General features: G+C 36.3%; 14 protein-coding genes. 10 read left to right on the forward strand and 4 right to left on the reverse strand.

Translation table 11 applies throughout. The annotated features are described in order from the left end of the window. The first annotated feature begins 20 nt into the window (after positions 1 to 20). The 3 genes from mobC to ACNFIH_RS07330 all read left to right on the forward strand — a co-directional run bounded on the left by mobC (position 21) and on the right by ACNFIH_RS07330 (position 6,456). Entirely contained in the window at positions 21 to 2,009 is a 1,989-nt protein-coding gene (mobC, locus tag ACNFIH_RS07320) for a conjugal transfer protein MobC (protein ID WP_426486718.1), read from the forward strand. 206 nt (positions 2,010 to 2,215) lie between these two features. Continuing rightward, on the forward strand, positions 2,216 to 3,397 hold the full coding sequence (dinB, locus tag ACNFIH_RS07325) for a DNA polymerase IV (RefSeq protein WP_426486108.1): 1,182 nt from the start codon (positions 2,216 to 2,218) through the stop codon (positions 3,395 to 3,397). Between the two features lie 2 nt (positions 3,398 to 3,399). Next, complete coding sequence (locus ACNFIH_RS07330; RefSeq protein ID WP_426486109.1) at positions 3,400 to 6,456, forward strand: DNA polymerase III subunit alpha; 3,057 nt, start codon at positions 3,400 to 3,402, stop codon at positions 6,454 to 6,456. A gap of 208 nt (positions 6,457 to 6,664) precedes the next feature. Here the strand turns inward: ACNFIH_RS07330 and xseB are convergent, their stop codons facing one another. Together xseB and xseA are read right to left on the reverse strand one after the other, a co-directional pair. Then, positions 6,665 to 6,871, reverse strand: a complete 207-nt coding sequence (gene xseB, locus ACNFIH_RS07335) for an exodeoxyribonuclease VII small subunit (protein WP_426486110.1) — start codon at positions 6,869 to 6,871, stop codon at positions 6,665 to 6,667. Beyond that, positions 6,849 to 8,285 (reverse strand): exodeoxyribonuclease VII large subunit, encoded by a 1,437-nt coding sequence (gene xseA / locus ACNFIH_RS07340; protein WP_426486111.1) that lies wholly within the window; start codon positions 8,283 to 8,285, stop codon positions 6,849 to 6,851. The genes xseB and xseA overlap by 23 nt, the downstream gene beginning before the upstream one ends. Before the next feature lie 304 nt (positions 8,286 to 8,589). On the opposite strand from xseA, the gene ACNFIH_RS07345 reads away from it, so the two are divergent. The 7 genes from ACNFIH_RS07345 to ACNFIH_RS07375 all read left to right on the forward strand — a co-directional run bounded on the left by ACNFIH_RS07345 (position 8,590) and on the right by ACNFIH_RS07375 (position 17,032). Next, positions 8,590 to 8,979: a single-stranded DNA-binding protein gene (locus ACNFIH_RS07345; RefSeq protein WP_426486112.1), complete on the forward strand. Its 390-nt coding sequence runs from the start codon at positions 8,590 to 8,592 to the stop codon at positions 8,977 to 8,979. 39 nt (positions 8,980 to 9,018) lie between these two features. Next, positions 9,019 to 9,378, forward strand: coding sequence for a DUF7222 domain-containing protein (locus tag ACNFIH_RS07350; protein WP_426486113.1), 360 nt, complete (start codon positions 9,019 to 9,021; stop codon positions 9,376 to 9,378). Positions 9,379 to 9,405: 27 nt separating this feature from the next. After that, the gene (locus ACNFIH_RS07355; protein ID WP_426486114.1) at positions 9,406 to 9,789 is read left to right on the forward strand and encodes a PcfK-like family protein; all 384 of its coding nucleotides are present in this window, start codon (positions 9,406 to 9,408) and stop codon (positions 9,787 to 9,789) included. After that, positions 9,786 to 11,090 carry a PcfJ domain-containing protein gene (locus ACNFIH_RS07360; protein ID WP_426486115.1) on the forward strand — a complete coding sequence of 435 codons (1,305 nt, stop codon included), beginning with the start codon at positions 9,786 to 9,788 and terminating at the stop codon, positions 11,088 to 11,090. The genes ACNFIH_RS07355 and ACNFIH_RS07360 overlap by 4 nt, the downstream gene beginning before the upstream one ends. Before the next feature lie 236 nt (positions 11,091 to 11,326). Next, on the forward strand, positions 11,327 to 12,400 hold the full coding sequence (locus ACNFIH_RS07365; RefSeq protein WP_426486116.1) for a hypothetical protein: 1,074 nt from the start codon (positions 11,327 to 11,329) through the stop codon (positions 12,398 to 12,400). Positions 12,401 to 12,587: 187 nt separating this feature from the next. Continuing rightward, entirely contained in the window at positions 12,588 to 16,709 is a 4,122-nt protein-coding gene (locus ACNFIH_RS07370) for an NACHT domain-containing protein (protein WP_426486117.1), read from the forward strand. 161 nt (positions 16,710 to 16,870) lie between these two features. After that, entirely contained in the window at positions 16,871 to 17,032 is a 162-nt protein-coding gene (locus ACNFIH_RS07375; RefSeq protein WP_426486719.1) for a DUF6965 family protein, read from the forward strand. A 130-nt stretch (positions 17,033 to 17,162) separates the two neighbouring features. Here the strand turns inward: ACNFIH_RS07375 and ACNFIH_RS07380 are convergent, their stop codons facing one another. Next, positions 17,163 to 18,179, reverse strand: coding sequence for a hypothetical protein (locus tag ACNFIH_RS07380; protein ID WP_426486118.1), 1,017 nt, complete (start codon positions 18,177 to 18,179; stop codon positions 17,163 to 17,165). A gap of 254 nt (positions 18,180 to 18,433) precedes the next feature. Beyond that, entirely contained in the window at positions 18,434 to 18,964 is a 531-nt protein-coding gene (locus ACNFIH_RS07385) for a hypothetical protein (RefSeq protein ID WP_426486119.1), read from the reverse strand. Positions 18,965 to 19,244 lie beyond the last annotated feature (280 nt).

Here is a 19,244-nt window from a genome sequence, read left to right on the forward strand (position 1 = left end):
TAAACACTAAAGTCATGGCGATGCAGACAGGAGAAAATGATCAGGCACTTAGAAAAATTTTAGATATGACAAGGCTCATAAGCATAATCCTTTTGAGCATTCACTTCTTTTATTACGGTTATTCAGTTTTTAAACACTGGGAATTGGTCAGCCCATTTAGCGATATCATTTTACATAACATTTACAACACAGGGATTTTCAGTAATTTTCATAAGACAAAGTTTTTTGCCCTGGGTTTACTGCTCATTTCATTGCTCGGAGCAAAAGGGAGAAAAGATGAAAAACTGCAATTCAAAACGGCATTATATTACATCTTGACAGGACTGATTTTGTATTTTATCAGTTACCTGTTTTTGCTGACAGTTCTTAGTCCTGTTTTTAAAATTACAGGTTATATTATATCAACTTCGATAGGATATCTGCTGATACTTTCCGGAGGTACGCTTCTCTCAAGAATTATCAGTAGAAAATTAAATCATAAAGATATTTTCAACAAAGAAAACGAAACTTTCCCACAGGAAGAACGGCTTATAGAAAACGAATACTCTGTTAACCTTCCGGCTCGTTACCATTTAAAAGATAAAGTACGAAACAGCTGGATTAATATTATCAATCCTTTTCGATCGCTTCTCGTTCCGGGAACACCCGGTTCGGGGAAATCTTATTTTGTAATTCGCCATGTTATTACCCAGCATATTCAAAAGGGATTCAGCATGTTCGTTTACGATTTTAAATTCGCTGACCTGACCATCATTGCTTATAATACCTGGCTGAAATACCGGCATCTTTATACTGTTGAACCCAAATTTTACATGATTAATTTCGATGATCTTAGCCGCACTCACAGATGTAATCCTCTGTATCCTGAATCGATGACCGACATAACCGATGCAGCAGAATCAGCAAGAACTATTCTGCTCGGACTCAACCGGGAATGGATTAAAAAACAGGGTGACTTTTTTGTGGAATCCCCTATCAATTTTCTAACGGCTATAATATGGTATTTACGAAAATATAATGGTGGGGAATTCTGCACCCTGCCGCACGTTATTGAACTCATGCAGCTGGATTACGACAGTCTCTTTACACTGCTGAGAACAGAAAAAGAGATTGAAGTACTGATCAATCCATTTCTCAGCGCATACCTAAAAGATGTCAGTGAGCAGCTTGAGGGCCAGATTGCCTCTGCCAAAATTTCCATGGCAAGGCTCTCTTCCCCGCAGTTGTACTATGTACTTTCAGGCAATGACTTTACTTTGGACATCAATAACCCGCTTGAGCCTAAGATTGTATCCATGGGAAACAACCCTCAGAAAATACAAACTTATGGCGCTGTTTTATCACTTTATGTAAGCAGGTTAATCAAGCAGGTCAATCAAAAAGGAAAACTGAAAAGCAGTCTTATATTTGATGAATTTCCAACAATATATCTCAACAATATGGACAGCTTAATTGCAACGGCAAGAAGCAATAAAGTTGCAACCTGTTTAGGAATTCAGGACTTCAGTCAGCTTAGAAAAGACTATGGACGTGAGCAGGCAGATGTGATTTTAAATATTACAGGAAATATTATCAGCGGTCAGGTCACCGGTGATACAGCCAAACAGCTTTCCGAACGATTTGGAAAAATTATGCAGGACCGCGAAAGCCTTTCAATCAATAGTGCAGACACTTCAATAAGCCGTTCCAAACAGTTGGAATCTGCCGTACCCCCATCCAAAATTTCGTCATTGAGTTCAGGGGAATTTGTGGGGATTGTAGCCGACAATCCTGATTGTAAAATCGAGCTCAAAACCTTTCACTGTGAGATTATAAACGATCATGACGCTCTTAAAAAAGAACAGGATAACTACAAGGACATTCCCGTAATTAGAAAAATTGACAGTATCATGGTGCAGCGAAATTACATGCAGATTAAACAGGACGTGCAGGATATAATGCATGCCGAAATGGAGCGTTTAATTAATAACCCTGCACTGTCTCATTTAATCATAAAAAAAGATTCATAAGTTCCTTAATTAAGAAAAAACACATTAAAAAATAAACACTTTACATTTTTTTATTTAGGTTAATTTCTCCATCATTTCAATTTTTACGGGTATTTAGCGCGTCAGAAAATATTGACTAACATTTTTTGTTATAAATTAGAACATACAAACACCTATTTAATGTTACGATCTGTACTAATTTTGACTTGTATAAAAATGAGAAGATTATGGAAAGATCGGTTGTACATATCGATATGAATACGTTTTTCGTGTCCTGCGAAAGGCTTACAAATTCGGAATTAAACGGTATACCGCTTATTATTGGAGGAGGAGACAGAGGGGTTGTGGCATCATGCTCTTACGAGGCACGCCGCTTTGGAGTCCGCTCCGCAATGCCGATACAGATGGCGCTTCGTCTCTGCCCCCAAGCTAAAGTAATGAAAGGAGATATGGAATTATACTCTCAGCTTTCTCATAGTATCACGGAAATTATTCAGGAAAAAGCGCCCGTAGTGGAAAAAGCAAGCATAGATGAATTTTATCTGGACATTACCGGCATGGACAAATTTCATGGCAGCTACAAGTGGACAAATGAACTTGCCCAGACCATTACAAAGGAAACAGGGCTCCCCCTTACATTTGCCCTTTCAATTAATAAAACGGTTTCCAAAATCGGCACAGGAGAAGGCAAACAAAAGCAGAACCTGCAGATTCCCCAAGACATGGTACAGTCATTTTTAAATCCGCTTTCTGTTCAAAAAATACCCATGGTTGGGGATAAAACCTTTCAGCTGCTCTCACGAATAGGCATCAGAACTATTGAAACCCTTTCTAAAATGCCCTGTGACGTACTCCAGCAGATGATTGGAAAGAACGGAATTGAACTCTGGAAAAAATCCAATGGAATCGATAATAATCCTGTTGAACCCTATAGCGAGAGAAAATCCATATCCACAGAGCATACTTTCACTCAGGATACTATTGATATCGATAAACTAAAAAGAGTAATCCTGGGAATGGTGGAAAAACTGGCTTTTCAGCTCCGCTCCGAAGAGTGGCTAACTTCAACGGTTACCATTAAAATACGCTATGCTAATTTTGACACTGAAACCAAACAATGCCGCGTTCAGTATACATCAGCCGATCATATTCTCACCAAAACAGTGACCGAACTCTTTGACAAATTATACCAGCGCCGGATGCGCCTTCGTCTTATTGGTGTTCGGTTTAGTGGACTGGTTCGCGGTACTTACCAGATCGATCTTTTTCAGGATACAGAGGAAATGCTGGCTCTTTATCAGGCCATGGACAAAATGAAAAGCCGGTATGGTTTTGATGCGGTAATGCGATGCGCCGGAGCTTCATTCAAGCCTAATACTAAAAATGAAATTTTAAAACGTAAACCCTAATTATGTATCTCAACTGCCATTCCTTTCATTCCCTGCGATATGGCACCATTCCTCTTGAGGAATTAATCCAGCACGCCGTTAACTGCGGTGTTAATGCTATGGCACTTACAGATATTAATACCGTAACGGGAATTTATGATTTTATAAAAGGCTGTAACATTGCAGGTATTAAACCTGTTATTGGAATGGAGTTCCGCAGTGAAAATCAACTTCGTTACATCGGACTTGCAAAAAATGTCGATGGACTGGCTGAAATGAACCGTTTTTTGACCAGTCATAATTTTGACAATACTGCTCTGCCATTGTCTGCTCCGGATTTTGAGCATGTTTTTATTATTTATCCTTTGGAAAATGTGCCTTCTGTTCTAAAAGAAAATGAGTATATCGGCATTCGTCCCGAACAGCTTCAAAAACTCATTCTGTCCGAGTGGAAAAACAGACAGGAAAAAATGATTATCCTGCAGCCTGTAACCTTTAGAAACAAAAAGGAATATGAACTGCACAAGATTCTTCGGGCCATTGACCTGAATGTTATTTTATCTAAACTTGCCCCTTTGGATTTCTGCAGGGATTCAGAAGTAATGGTTGATGTTCAAAGAATTTTATCCTGCTATGAGCAGTATCCCGGAATTATTGCAAACACCGAAAAAATTATGGAACAGTGTAATTTTGAATTTGACTTTAAGACTCCCAAAAACAAAAAATATTATACCAATAACCGTAAAGATGATATGAACCTGCTGACTACTCTGGCCAAAAAAGGTCTGGAGTGGCGCTACGGAGAGAATAATGCAGAAGCAAAATCCCGTATGTTCAAAGAACTCAAAGTAATTGATCAGCTGGAGTTCAGCGGTTACTTTTTAATTACCTGGGATATTATACGCTTCAGTAATTCCCAAGGATTTCTTCATATCGGACGTGGCAGCGGTGCCAACAGTATCATTGCCTATTGTTTGGGCATTACGGATATCTGTCCATTGGAACTTGATTTATATTTTGAACGCTTTTTAAACCTCAACCGTAAGAGCCCGCCAGATTTTGACATTGACTGGAGCTGGAAAGAACGTGATACTATTTTAGAGTATATTTTTTCACGTTATGGTTATGAACACGTTGCTTTCTGCGGTACAAATGTTGAATTTAAATACCGCTCCATATTTCGTGAAGTAGGTAAAGTTTTTGGACTTCCAAAAGAAGAACTCGATGCATTGGCTAAAAATCCAATGGAGCTTCACGCCACCAACAAAGTAGTAAAGCAGGTGCAACAATTTGGAATGCTCTTAGAAAAATATCCTAACCAGAGAAGCATGCATTCCTGCGGCATATTGATCTCCGAGGAACCTATTACCAATTATACGCCTCTGGAAATGCCTCCAAAAGGTTTTCCAATTGTACTTTTTGATATGCATATTGCAGAAGATATTGGACTGGAGAAATTCGATATTCTAAGTCAGCGCGGTATCGGACACATTGATGACAGTGTGAAACTCATTGAAAAAAACCGGGGTATCAGACTTAACATCCGGGATACTGCTATTTCAAAAAATGAGACCAGGTGCAATGAGTTCTTAGCATTGGGTAAAACAATAGGCTGCTTTTATATTGAAAGCCCGGCCATGCGAGGGCTGCTTCGTCGTCTAAACTGTGATAATTACAAAACACTCGTTGCAGCCTCCTCTATCATACGTCCGGGTGTGGCACAGTCCGGCATGATGAAGGAATATATTTTCCGCCATAATCATCCTGATAAATTCGAGTACTTCCACCCGGTTTTCGAGCAGCAGTTAGGCGAAACTTATGGTATTATGGTATATCAGGAGGACGTCATAAAAATTGCGCTTCATTATGGAGGGCTTCCTGCCGCTGATGGAGATATCCTGCGCCGTGCAATGTCCGGAAAAGGACGTTCAAAATCGGCACTGCAGAAAGTAAAGGATAATTTCTTTGCCTGTTGTGCTGAAAAAGGCCATCCGCTGAGGCTCAGTGAAGAAATATACCGCCAAATAGAATCTTTCGCGGGTTATTCTTTCTGCAAGGCGCATTCCGCTTCCTATGCAGTCGAAAGTTATCAGAGTCTCTATTTGAAAGTGTATTATCCTGTTGAATTTATGGTAGCAGTCATAAACAATCAGGGTGGTTTTTACAGAACCGAAGTATACGTCCATGAAGCAAAGATGTCAGGCGCTTCAGTGCACAATCCATGCGTGAATAAAAGTGAGTTCGAAACAACATTATATGGAACAGATGTGTATCTTGGTTTTATGCACCTTCAGAGCCTGGAATCCAAAATAGCTTTTATGATACAGACCGAGCGTGAAAAAAATGGAAATTACAAATCCCTCGAAGATTTTATCAATCGTATTCCAATTGGCATTGAAGGCATTCAAATCCTGATTTTTATAGGGGCTTTTCGTTTTACCGGAAAGACAAAGAATCAGCTGCTGGTAATTGCAAGGCTGATTCTGATCAACTTCAAGCCTGAAAACAGAAATCTCATGCTCATCCAGGAGCCTGTCAAAGAATATGAACTTCCTAAACTGGAACGCTCGGAATTTGAAGATGCATTTGATGAAATTGAATTATTAAGTTTTCCTGTCTCATGCTCGCCTTTTGATTTACTGAAAACTAAATTCAGAGGTGATGTCCTGGCTAAAGATTTATTAAAATATCACAAAAAAACAGTCCGTATGCTCGCTTACCTGATATCCCGAAAACATGTCCCGACTAAAATGGGTGCCATGTATTTTGGGACCTGGATAGATGCTTATGGGGAATTTTTTGATACAGCGCATTTCACCGACAGTCTGGCAAAGTATCCATTTCAGGGAGGTGGATGTTATCTGCTGCTGGGAAACGTGGAAGTAGATTATCACTTTCCAACGATAACCATAATAAAGATGGAAAAAATGCCATTCATCCCCGATCCGCGTTACTCCAATGCAACTGATAATCAGTATAAAGCACACCAGCAGATTCGTGAAGATGTGAGTATGACCCATCGGGCACCATATCCGCAGGAACATGAAATTAATCTGCCTAGAAACAAAATGATTTTATAAATGATAAAGTCTATTGAAACTCATAAAGAGAAAATTTTATCTGTAATATAGTGACATAAAAAAATTCCATTACAGATGTAATGGGACTTATAAAGTAAGAGGCATATATAATTGAATATTTAAACTTTTTATTTTAAGTATTCTCATGTATTCGGGTTATATATCTACATAACGAAGAAATAATTACGATAGTATATCTCTTTTTTATTTAGTTTTCCGGGTTTTCCATCCTGCTGATGATCTTGCTGACTTCAGCTTCTGTGTTTTTAAGCTTGGTCTGGCAGAACTCTATAAGCTCCGATGCCCTTTTCACTTTTGAAGCCAGGGTATCGACCGAGATCGTTTCGTTTTCTATTTCTTTCGAAATAGCTGTCAGCTCAGAAAGGGCAGCCTCATAAGTCAGTTTCTCTTCCATCATATTGTATTTTTTCTTTAACGGTGCTTTTCAGTTTAGCGTCTTTCAGGATCACTTCAATATCCTCCCCGGTCTGTATACTATCAGCACTGCTGATAATCTTTTCATTGAACTTTACAATTGCATAGCCTTTACGAAGGATATTCTGCGGGGACATCATCTGAATACTTTTAAGGTGATGCTCCAAAGTAACTTTCTCTCTGCGAAGATAATCATTAGCAGTGTTCTTTATGGAATTTTTGATATGTGTCAAATCATTTTTTTTCTGCTGCAACAGCATTTTTGGACTCTGAACTACCTGATGGGCAGTTAAGATGAGTTTCTTTTGATGCCCGTACAAAACCGATCTGGAACTGCTGATAATATGCTGGTTGTTTTTTGCCAGTGCTTCTCGATGTATCTGAAGCAGCTCCCTTACATTATGGGAAATAGCGTTTTTAAGCTCGCTGAGTTCTTTGTAATGAATATGAAAGAGCTGCTGGGATTTTATGACAATATTATGCTGCAGTGATAGGATCTCCTGTTCAAAACTTCGGTTATGGGCAATTATAAACTCAGCTGCCTTGGTTGGTGTTTTGGTGTGGGTATGGGCCATCAGATCCGTTATACTGACATTTTTCTGGTGTCCAATACCTGTTATGACAGGTATTGGAAATTTAGCCACAGCCCTTCCGATATTATAATTATCAAAGATCAGAAAATCGGACTGCGAACCGCCGCCCCTGTTAATGACAACGGCATCATATGGTATTGCTGTATTATAAATCTCGATGAGTTTATTCATAAAAAGTTTTGCATTGTTATCTCCCTGTACAACAGTATAATAATCATCGATCTGAAAAACATAGCCAAAATCATTATGCTGCATGGTATGGCGGAAATCTTCATTACCGGCAGAGCTGCTTGAAGAGACTACAGCTACCCTCTGTATTACGGCTGGAAGTTTTAATCGGCTGTTAAATGTGGAATAACCATCTCCCTCTTTTTGAATGTAATCATTTTCCTTTAACAGGCGCTCAAGTGTTGCATTTCGCTGCTGCTCAAGTATTCCCAGCATAAAATTACTGTCAATATCAAGCACACTCACTGATAAACCGTACAAAGGGTGGTAATCCACACTTACCTGCACCAGTACATGCAGGTTATTGGTAAAGACCTGTCCTGTATTTTTTTCAAATTCTTCAATTCGCAGTGCTCCCCCTCCCCATGATTTACCGAGCATCTTGGCAGTTACCGCATTGCCGTTCTGCGCTTTCTCCACCAGTTCAAAATAATGGATCTTTTTATCTGCCTTATACGAATGATTGGTGATATCGGCCAGCACCCAGAAACGCTGTCCCGCAAAACGTGAATTGATGGCATCGTGAACCATATCATTAAGCGCTGAGAGTCTGATATAGGGGTGGGGTTCCATTGGCCGGGGTTTCTTATCTGTAGGGCTAAGGTAATACTATTAGGGCGGAATCTCAAAAAGGCGCTAAAAAAGCAGTCTGATTTTCATTCAAAACGGATTAAAAGGGCAGCCAAAGTAGTATCCGCCGTCACCTGCATGCGCATAACGGCTCATCGCCGCCCTTCGGGACTTATAGCACTCCGGCTTCCTTATCCGGACACTGGCTTTTTGCTTTCTTTTTTCCCGTTTTTTCTTTTGAAAAAATTCATTTGGAAAACATGGGGAAGAAAACGAAAGATAAGTATTCACTAAAAAATCAAGTCCCATGGAAATCACAGGAAGAATTGTAAAAGATGCCTCAGTTTTTAAACTAAAAGAAAACCGTGAGGTGGTAAACTTTACCATAGCCGTCAATGACAGCTATAAACCTAAAGACAGCACAGAGCTTAAAAAAATTGTCACTTACATCGACTGCTCCTATTGGCTGTCTTCCAAAACAGCACAGTGGCTCAAAAAAGGCGCACTGGTGGAACTTTTCGGTCGCATTGGCCTGAATGTCTATATCGGGAACGATTCTGAGGCACACGGTAGTTTGACGTTTCATACAAGCCACATTAAAATCCTCGCATTTGCCAAAAGTGAGCAGGAAACACCGCAGATAAGTGCAAGCACTAAAGCCAATGCCGAAAAAGAACCCGACGACCTGCCTTTCTAATATCCCGATAAACAATGTATAAGCCTAAAGAAATAAGTTATGAAAGCCTTAGAAAAATCAATATACGCCGAGTTTGATGTATGCCAAGCATTCAATAAAATAATCATTTCCGATTTAGGATCGTATGACGGAACTAAAAAAGAACAGCTCAAATCCTTTTTAGAGGATTTGCAGAATGGCGGATGCATGAGCGGTATGATATCCGAATTTATATACCATGCGGACTGCAAAAAATTCTACATCGAACATCTTGATGATTTGGAAAACATCCGCGAAGACCTCGAAGATTCTCTTGGAGAAGCAGTAAAAAACCGTCATCGCCTGCCTCACTACACTTTTATGTGCTGGCTCTGCTTTGAAGAATACTGTTTTGAAATCTATAGAAGCCATTTTGAATAACATTTTTCAATCTTAAAATCTTCCCTTATGAAAGCTACAGAACAATTTAAATCCGTAATGGAAAAATATCTGAATGATACTGCGCAAAGCGATACTGTCTTTGCGCAGAATTTCAATAAAAGCTCCAAGAACCTTGAAAGCTGTTTCAATTACATTTTTGGCGAGGTTAAAAAAACAGGATTATGCGCCTTTGACAATCAGGAAATATTTGATATGGCTGTCAAATATTACACCGATGACAGTATAGCAACTCCCGCTCCTGTCAGCTGTAAAGTTGTGGTAAATCAGCCTGCAGGGGCTGATTTATTCACCTCAACACCTGCTGTTTCTGAAAACACCATTCAGAAAACTGAAAATCTACAAACTCCTAAACCTGCTCAACAGCAAACCCTAACACTTTTTGACTTATGATACCTAAAACCATTATAGAAAAAGAGATTTCCACTTTAAGCACTACCCTGAAACCCATATCAGCGCAGATGCACACTTGGGCGGAAAAAAGCATTTTCCTTAAATGGGGCGTTTTATCACGTGGAAAATTTCACTGCCTTGAATGCACACATTCTTGGAAACCTGAATCACAGAGTAAATCCTGCGAGAAATATATAAAATGTACTGCCTGTCAAGGAAGGCTCAAAATGCAGGGATGCAATCAGGTACATTTCAAGGAAATTGAATACTCTGCCGTTTTGGATGTATGTCAAGGGTATCAGGTAGTACGTATCATTTGTTCGCACAAACTCATGAAAAAAAATACTGTGCCGACCTATTTTCATAAGGAGGTAATGCAGCATTGGATAAATCCACAAGGTGAAGTCCGCACAATGTCAGTCAGCACAAACGTTTTTTCAAATGTCTATGATGCATGGCAATACTACTCACCTCTTGAAATACGTCCAAAGGATTTTCAGAACTCCCCGAAATACAGAATCAATCCTTACAAGGTGTACCCACCAATAAAAGTTCTGCCAATTTTAAAAAGAAACGGTTTTAAAAAACAATTTAATGATATTGCACCACAGATTCTCTTCACTGCATTGCTTAAAGATTCCTACGCCGAAACACTACTGAAAATGGCACAGTCTTCCCTACTCAAATATTACCTGCATTCACCTCATCAGCAGATCCGACGCAATTGGCAGGCAGTCAAAACTTGTTTAAAAAATAAATATGTCATTAAAGATGTTTCCATGTGGGAAGATTACCTTGAACTACTGCGATGGTTTAAAAAAGACCTCAACTCAGCAACCTACCTATGTCCTGCGGATTTAAATGAAGAGCATGATAAATTGGTGCAGAAAAAAAGAAAGTTGCAGAGAACAAGATACCTTGAGAAAATGCGCTCTGAAATTCAGCTTGCACAAATTTCTTATGAACAGGAAAAAAAACAGTTTTTCGGGCTTTGTTTCACTAATGCCGACATTACCATTACAGTACTTGAAAATGTGAGCGACTTTATGCAGGAAGGGGACAGTTTAAAACATTGTGTTTTCACCAACGAGTACTTTAAAAAGAAAGATTCCCTGCTTTTCTCTGCCCGAATAAATAATACTCCCTTGGAAACAATAGAAGTTTCGCTTTCTAAACTTCAAATAACCCAATGCCGTGGAATAAAAAACAACAAGTCACCCCATCACAAAATTATTATGGATTTGATGCAAAGAAACCTTTACCAAATTCGTTCACGCATCAAAAAGGCGAAACCGGTATAAATCAAAAGCGGAAAAACCGAAGAAATTTCGGTTTTTCCGCTTAGTAATGCCCAGACATCTTTATTTCTCCGAGAGGTGAAAATTATAATAAGTTCATAAAATAAATATATTGAATCTCGTCAACTTATAAAGTAAACCAAGTATTTTTACCTGATTCTCCTATTTAGGAAATTACTAAATTTGCTCGTCTTAGACATAATTCCCACATCAATCATTTATAGGATACAATCAAAAATATGATACCTAAAATAACTGGTTTTGCAGGAGATCTTTTTGTCCCTTCAAAGCAATATTTAAAGCTTACTGGCGGAGTTTCAGATAAACCCGAGTTGAAAGTACTAGCAACGATTGCTGATTTGTTCCTAGTACATGATAATGTTAGTATAAGGGCCGATGCATGGACTCTACAAGAATTATATGGGTGCTTTACAAAAGATGAATTGGCAGAAATGCTCGAAAATAAAAGAATAAGTTTCTATCTGCCTCTATACCAAAATGGGTACAAGCAGGATTGGCTTAACAATATTGAAAAACATTTTTCGAAATTCCCCAAACATGTACTAAAAGAAAACATATCTGGTAAAATTATCGCAAAACAGATATCAGACAATCTTTTACAGCCTACAGTTACAGACAATAAGTTTTCAATTTTTGAAAACGAAATAAAAGATCTATTTTATAACCATGGAATTCAAAGGGAATCATTTTTTACTATGGATGTTCAAATTGGTTTCAATCAGGCAATCGACAAAATCCGAGAACTTTGGAATTGTGGACTATTATCAACAACATTCGATGAAGAAGTGCTTTATTATCTCAATGTATGTGACAAAGCTTCATTTCTGAGAGAAAGTAAATTATCCACACCTGTACTCAATAGTGGTTCAGGTCAAATGATAGATAAATTACATAGTTATAAAAATTGTCCAAGTTTAATTAACGTGTTAATGGCATCTTCTGACCCGACAAAGAAGATGATAGATATCGTTAATTCTCACGAAGCATCTGATTTAAGAAAATGGCTTCAGGAAAATATAGAAAAAGATGTTGATGTCAGGGATGCTTATGAAACTACGCTATCAAAACTTCCGTCAAAAAATCAATGGATTGACTGGCTAAGATTTGGTGGTGTCTCAGTGGTAACAACTATAATGGGTACAATGTTGACTGCTGATCCAACATTAGGATTTCTAATCGGTACCGCAGGAGGGGCAATTGACAAGATCTATGGCTCTAGTGCAATTGATGAAACTATGGAGCAATACAATCCTGAAGCGTGGTTTGGATTTATGAAAAATCAGGCTACATAGGGAAGTTTAATCTCAATATGCACCATTACAAAAGACTTCCTCTTTATCTTAATAATTTCAGAAATTTCAACCTGTAACTAATACCAAGATTTTCAATGATGGTCTACTATTTTTTAACTCCAAATCAGATCCAAATGATGGTGTCTTCCGATAGTATTTTAATATATTTGAGAGAAAATTATTAAACATGTCAAGTCAGGAATTAGGTAGTAGCTTTGAGAAAATTACATTGGATTTTTTTTTGTTTTTATTTAAACAATTAAATATTCAGGTAAATAATAATTGGATACAAAAATCCGGCTATCAATTTGGATTTGATGTAGGTTTTGAAGTTGCTATTTTAAATGACGATTTTTTTAAAAGAGGTATTTTTATCGAGTGCAAAAATTACCATAAATCGAAGCTCGCACAGTCACAATTACATGAAAAGTTAATACAATTTGACAGATCTGACTATGATAAAAATAATTCAATATTCATTTTTTTGTCACCAAAAATTGATTTGAACAAATGTACTCAGGATTCAAATCCAAAGCATTTGGAAGATTACTTTAACCAGACTAAGCCATTCAAAACAATCATTTTAACACCTAACAATAATGTACAGGATATTTTGTCGCTCAATGAGGAAATATTTTGTAAAGTATACGGTGAAACATTTACCAAGCCTGATCTGGACACCCATAATAGTATTTTGGAATACTTTCACAAGTTATTATTTTCTAAAGGTGAAATTCCAAATTTTAGTTCCTTAAAAAAGAGAAAGGAATATTTAGAGCAGGCATCGAACCCTAAAAATAAATACTACTTAAACAGGAAATTAAAAACAAATAAGTTTTCTTTTTCATTCCAGGACAAAAGTCTTTTGGACTTAATCAAAACCAACGATATTCTTTTATTATTAGGAGAACCAGGAAGCGGTAAAACAACTGAGCTTATTAATATTTCCAAATACTTCGAAGAGAACATTATTGAAAAGGAAATAACACCAATTTTTATTAGTCTGGCAAATATCAATAAATTTGATACATTTCAGGACGTTTTACCAAGTGACTGGAGTTCCAGGCAGAAGATTGTATTGCTGCTTGATGCATTGGATGAATTTGAGTTTAAAAGTCAGCTCAATAAACAGATTACAAGTTTACTCACATCTACCGACATTAGTTTTAAAATGGTTATTTCATGCAGGACATATGCTTACGGGGATGAGCTAAAATCATTGAATCCAGCAGTATTTTATTTAAATGATCTAAGTACACAGGAAAGTTTCGAATTGTTAAGCAAAAAGTACAAAATTCCTCTGGAAAAATTTGATCAAATCAGCCCTGTAAAGTTTAAAGATGTTCTGGAAGATCCCTTTAAACTTGAAATGCTGGGCAGATACTATAAAAATCATACAGCATTGCCTGTTACGCCTTCAGAAATTTTTGAAGATATTAAAGCAGAACTTCCACCAGAGAATTTTGAACTTTATAAAATTTTAGCCCTTGTTTTAGAACTCACAAAAAAGACTTCTGCAGATAAAAAAGAATTGAAAAATCTCTTTGGGATCACTTATAAAAAATTCACAAAGTTAAGCTTCATTGAAAGTTCATTTGACAACAGTAGCTTCAAATTTATTCATAAAAATTATCAGGAATATTTTGCCGCAACAGCTATTAGTGATTTAGATTTTCAACAAATAATTAATTTCATTTCCATTGAGGGAGTTAACAAGACGCACCCGACATTATTCAATACAATTACTTTTTTGATTAATATCTTAAGTAGTGATAAGTACAATTTACTGATCGACTGGCTCTCAACTCACAACCCTGAATTACTAATTAAGGCCGATAAAAACAGGACCGAAAATTTTCGGGTTAAAGTCTTTCAGGAATATTTTAAAACAGAGTGTATTGAAAAAACTTTTTGGATCTCATCTGCAACCTTTTCAGTAAAAGAAATCGCAGAATTTGGTGACTGTGAAGAAAATTTCCATTATTTGGTTTCAATAATAAAAAATAAGGAAAGTCATTTTAGGGTAATAATTTCTGCTCTGGAGCTTTTAAGTTATTTTTCTATTCCAAGAGGCAGTAAAGAAAATCTTAAAACAGCTTTTTTAAATTTTCTAAAAGACTCCCAGATCTCAGAAATGATTAAATCCCACATAATAGATTGCATTGCCGATCAAAAGCTTTGCGATCAGGACGAAGAATATTTACGAAATATTTTTGACCTTTTTAAAAGTGAAACAAATAAACAAATAAACAGAGCTCTACTTTCCTTAATTCACTATTATCCGCAAATTGATAGTTTCTTTTGGTACATTAAGGATGAATTTTTAAGGGAGAACGGATACATTGAACGAATTGTTAAGGATGAAGTAATACGAGGAACTAGTTGGATACTGGAAGAATTAATTCTGAGATTTGAAAATCAAGCCCACTTCATTGCCCTGATTGAACACTATTTTGACGAGACTAAGGATAACTATAGCAGTAATGACTTTATAGAAAAAATAATAAAGAGATGTCTATATTTTGAAGATGTCCATAAAGGTTTTATAACTGACCTCCTCTCTTACTTTTTTGAAAATGCAAATTTCAGTATAAATGAAGATGCTCTTAGGGTTTTGATTTTAAGACTGAATCCTGAGAGTCAATTAGATGGTTTTAAATACTTGGCTAATAACATCCATTTCGACAGGATTGGCTATTTCTTAGCTTCTGTAACTGATGAGCAAAATATTAATCTAGTCGTTGAAAAATTTGCCGATGGTTCAATTGAAAATACTAATTTAGACTTATACAGAAATGTAATAGCAAATCACGGAAAAAGAAAACTGGCAGAACATTTTAACAATACCATGTTAGAGAAAGGGTTTGTCTTTAAGGAAGTTCTTTTATCAGACGAAGAATATGAAACCCGGGTGACAAAATTTAAAAATCTGCCACAAGATAATTTTGATATATTGTTTAACGAAAGCACATTAATTTCAAAAATAAAAACTGTTTTTGCAGAGTATGGTGCTTCAATTGATTCCGCGTTGATAAGAAAAATTCAAACGGATTGGTTTCGTAAAAATGGCGGTGGTAATAAGTTAGATATTAGTATTTCGATATTAAGAAGACTTATACAAATTCATGACAAAGCGGTAAAATTTACCGATATCACTCATATTCTAAAAGATGATTTTATAATAATTAATGAAATCAAATCCCAAATTCATTCCTCAAACGATACACATAATAAATTTAATATCAGCAGTAGTCAACAAGCATTCCTAAATAGCTGGTGCCAAAAAGCCTCGAATGAAATTCGCTTCGACAGAATAATCAGATTTGTCAGCAGTGATCGATATGGAGGTCTGGAGGATTATGGTAAACTCAAAACAATCTTGTTCTTTGTAACACGATTTGATTTTAACCTTTCGCAGGATTTTCTTCTAAATTGTATTGAATTCATTGACGTAAATAACTCGGACGAAGAAGTTAAAAGGCTTGAATGGCTAAAACTTAAAATCAATAATAACTTTCTTTTTAACCAAAGAATTATTGAGAATCTTAATACTAAAAACCTGGCATTTCTTCCCCTGAATATCCATATTCAATATGCGTTGGACAATAATCTGAGTGCTGCATTTCAAAAAATAAGGGAACATTTTCTGATGCCCGAGTACAATTATAATATCGACAAGAAATTAGAGCAGTATATATCACTGACGGGAGATTACGAACTGCTTAAAAATCTATGTTCAGAAGTTACAAGCCACAAATACTGGTCAGCCGTTCAACTATTAATGAAACTGAAAATAGAGCAAGCTTTCTGTGAACAGAAAGCAGTAGAATACCTTGAAGAAAATATAGAGGCTGAAAAGAATTATTATAGTTCAAGTGCTTTGTCGGTCCTGTTTGAACTAAATTCCCTGGCTGCACTCAATTACGTTTCTGCTTTTTTAAGTAAGGACAAATTACCTTCGCTAAATCAGGTTTCGTATTCGAATTATGACGCTATAGACAATTACGAAATGTTAGGGAATCTTTTGGCTAAACTTAAAAAGAGAGAAACTGAAAAGTTAAGCTTTGATGGACTGGAAAATTTTATAGTGACGTATGTTACTAATATATCAAAAAATAAAGAAAGTTACAATTCAACGCAAGATCAACTAGCTCTTTTAAAATCCATGGCTATAGTAAAAAATTCAGACAATGAGTTATACCTCATAAATCACCTAATTGACAAATCGCAAAACAGCTACATCAACTCGCAGTCTAAAGCAATGAATTTTAAAGAGGCCTTGGAGAAAGTGGAAGAAATTATAAAATAGTTTAAGAGTATATATTTTTTACCAACGCCAGTAAACATTGAAGTTGTGCATTGCAGAATCATCCTTTTGCTTAACTTTGCCTCATGAATTTGGAAGAAATAAAACGTTATTTTGAAAGCACGCCTCCTCCGCAGGAAGTACAGTGGAAACCCTAGGCAAAAATCAGTGATACCCAGAAGTTTTTAAATACCTGCTACACTGGAATTAGCAATTTTAACGGCACATCTGACATGTGTCCTGCATGGTGGCATCTAAAAGATTTCTATTACCAGGTAAAACGAAATAATTTACAGGAAATCAATACTGAGACCCAAACGCAGTAAATTCAAATCACTTCAATAATTCGGATTTTAAAAACTTTATTAGTCATAAAAAAAACTGAAATAATAAACTATTCGATTTTTTAAAATACCTCAGCACCAAGTCATTCCTTTTTTAGTGATTTTTCCACTTTTACAATTTTAATTTTTCACTTATAAATTCTGTAGTTAGCCTCATTATATTTTCTCGTGTATGGCTCAAAACAGAATCCTGTTCTTTGGCAATAACGTTAATAAATTCCTGGCTTAGAGCTGATGAAGGATTAACACTAAAAAGTTTAAACCATAATTCTTTGAATTTTTCTTCGTAAAATGATAAAGTAACTTTTACCTTTTCCTCCCTAACCATTGCCCTTAGAAAAGCTTTTCGCTCAGCATCATGTAATATCCGTACTTTGAACACCTCCTCTTTATAGTTGGCAAATTCAATGAAATGCTCGTCATTTAAATTATAAAAATCGAAAAATTTAACATGCTCTATGGATTCATGAAATTGAATAACGAAATCATTCATTATGATCAGATTCGGATTCCGGTCACTAGTAAAGCCAACAAAGTTCGATGTGTATGCTTTTTCTCCTCCTAGAGTTTCCATATAGCTAATACTCAGGGGAAACTCTTTAACTTGCTCCTCAGTGATAGTTTTATGATTTAGTATTATTAAACGTAATTTTTCAAATGTATCTCGCGATAATTTAAATGATTCTTCGCAAACAGCAGTTCTCCAAACCTGGATATAAAAAAACAGCCTGATGATTTTAATTTCCTCAAACTCAAGCGATGCATATTCGTGAATTTCGGCATTCCTCAGTTTAGGAAGAATGTTTTCGATAAATGCCTCCTCGATTTCGGTAAAAATCGCTTCACAATCAGTACAGAAAACATAATCTACTGAAAAAGGTATTTTTTTTGCCTGCTCAATTTCTTGGTCAGTTGCACCTCGCCCCAAAGTTTCTTCCAACTTTTCTATGGATGTCTCACGTTGAAAATTGAATTCCACAAAAGCGGTGTCGTTAGACAAATCAAAGTAGAAACCTGTTTCTCTTGCATTTCCTCCATCCAGGTTTAAACAGCTTCGAATAATTTTATCCGTAAAATAGTGTGTGTTTTTTTTATTGCCTTCGTTATTAATGCATAATGGACATGTCATATTTTATAATATTGGAATATTAATACTTCTTTTAGTCTGCTATGAATGTTTACCTCAGCAGAACTAAATGATAAATTTTGAGATCCTCGCTTTGCAAATGAATGTAATCTCAATTTGTCGCTGCTGGTTCGCTAGTTGATTCTTCCCCTGTTTCTGCAGCAGCAGCAGCAGCAAATGCATGAGCCTTTCCATCTGTCATTCTCTTATATATAAAAGTGAAGACAAAAATACAGCGCGGACATCTTGTTTTTGAGCTATAAAGTCGCATCTGAACTATAATAGTTATTTCGTAACTCTGTCCCCAGAATTTTCATCGCAATGGAGATATCTTGGTTTATTTCTGCCAATAACTGATTACCTTCCTTCCAATCTGAAGAATGTGACACCTTGAGCATCTTACCTGTCAGCTTCCTGATTTCTTCCCGTACTTTCTCATTTTGAATACGTTCCAAATACATCGTTAGGTCCTGGACGGTATACAGAAGTTCATTACTGTTTTCCGCATTAAGTATCCCTTGCTGCCACTGACCGCTGTCCTTGAAGTTTTGCATATCCTCAACGTGAAGTAAAGTTACAAGCCTGTGAGCTTTATAGGTACTTTCTTGAATTTTTAAATAGTTATCACGCTGGAATTCACGAAAAATTTCCTGCCTCTTATAAATTTCAAGCTTATTCTGGTTCTTGGAGATTGTTCGTGCATTAATTATAGTAGTACTTATACTTGCGGACGCTCCGACAACAGTCCCGACAAGTGTACCAATAAAACCCCAGGTAAGTGGATCCATAATTTATTTATTTTTCTTTTAAACACCTTCTTGCTGACTTAATAGAAATTGAATACTTTCAATTATTGAAAATCTGCAGTAATAAATTTAGATAACTACACCGAATTTACACTATATTTTTTGCGTTTTTAGTTTTTACAGCGCTTTTTAAAAATTTGCATTTTAGAATTTCTTAGTTGAAATTACTTGCGTTGATATTTTTAATGGCGATGTTGTTGTAAAGTATAATTATTTTTTAAATCGTATGCTTATATCTACTTGGAAGAAATGTACAACGTTG

The sequence above is a fragment of the Flavobacterium sp. 2 genome (assembly GCF_049949195.1).
In the GTDB taxonomy this organism is placed as follows: domain Bacteria; phylum Bacteroidota; class Bacteroidia; order Flavobacteriales; family Flavobacteriaceae; genus Flavobacterium.

Excerpts from the sequence above, each read along its gene's own strand:
- ACNFIH_RS07360 (WP_426486115.1), top strand. The coding sequence starts at position 9,786 with ATGATACCTAAAACCATTATAGAAAAAGAGATTTCCACTTTAAGCACT.
- ACNFIH_RS07370 (WP_426486117.1), top strand. The coding sequence starts at position 12,588 with ATGTCAAGTCAGGAATTAGGTAGTAGCTTTGAGAAAATTACATTGGAT.
- ACNFIH_RS07380 (WP_426486118.1), bottom strand. The coding sequence starts at position 18,179 with ATGACATGTCCATTATGCATTAATAACGAAGGCAATAAAAAAAACACA.
- xseB (WP_426486110.1), bottom strand. The coding sequence starts at position 6,871 with ATGGAAGAGAAACTGACTTATGAGGCTGCCCTTTCTGAGCTGACAGCT.
- ACNFIH_RS07355 (WP_426486114.1), top strand. The coding sequence starts at position 9,406 with ATGAAAGCTACAGAACAATTTAAATCCGTAATGGAAAAATATCTGAAT.
- ACNFIH_RS07345 (WP_426486112.1), top strand. The coding sequence starts at position 8,590 with ATGGAAATCACAGGAAGAATTGTAAAAGATGCCTCAGTTTTTAAACTA.
- ACNFIH_RS07330 (WP_426486109.1), top strand. The coding sequence starts at position 3,400 with ATGTATCTCAACTGCCATTCCTTTCATTCCCTGCGATATGGCACCATT.
- dinB (WP_426486108.1), top strand. The coding sequence starts at position 2,216 with ATGGAAAGATCGGTTGTACATATCGATATGAATACGTTTTTCGTGTCC.
- ACNFIH_RS07385 (WP_426486119.1), bottom strand. The coding sequence starts at position 18,964 with ATGGATCCACTTACCTGGGGTTTTATTGGTACACTTGTCGGGACTGTT.
- mobC (WP_426486718.1), top strand. The coding sequence starts at position 21 with ATGCAGACAGGAGAAAATGATCAGGCACTTAGAAAAATTTTAGATATG.
- ACNFIH_RS07365 (WP_426486116.1), top strand. The coding sequence starts at position 11,327 with ATGATACCTAAAATAACTGGTTTTGCAGGAGATCTTTTTGTCCCTTCA.
- ACNFIH_RS07350 (WP_426486113.1), top strand. The coding sequence starts at position 9,019 with ATGAAAGCCTTAGAAAAATCAATATACGCCGAGTTTGATGTATGCCAA.
- xseA (WP_426486111.1), bottom strand. The coding sequence starts at position 8,285 with ATGGAACCCCACCCCTATATCAGACTCTCAGCGCTTAATGATATGGTT.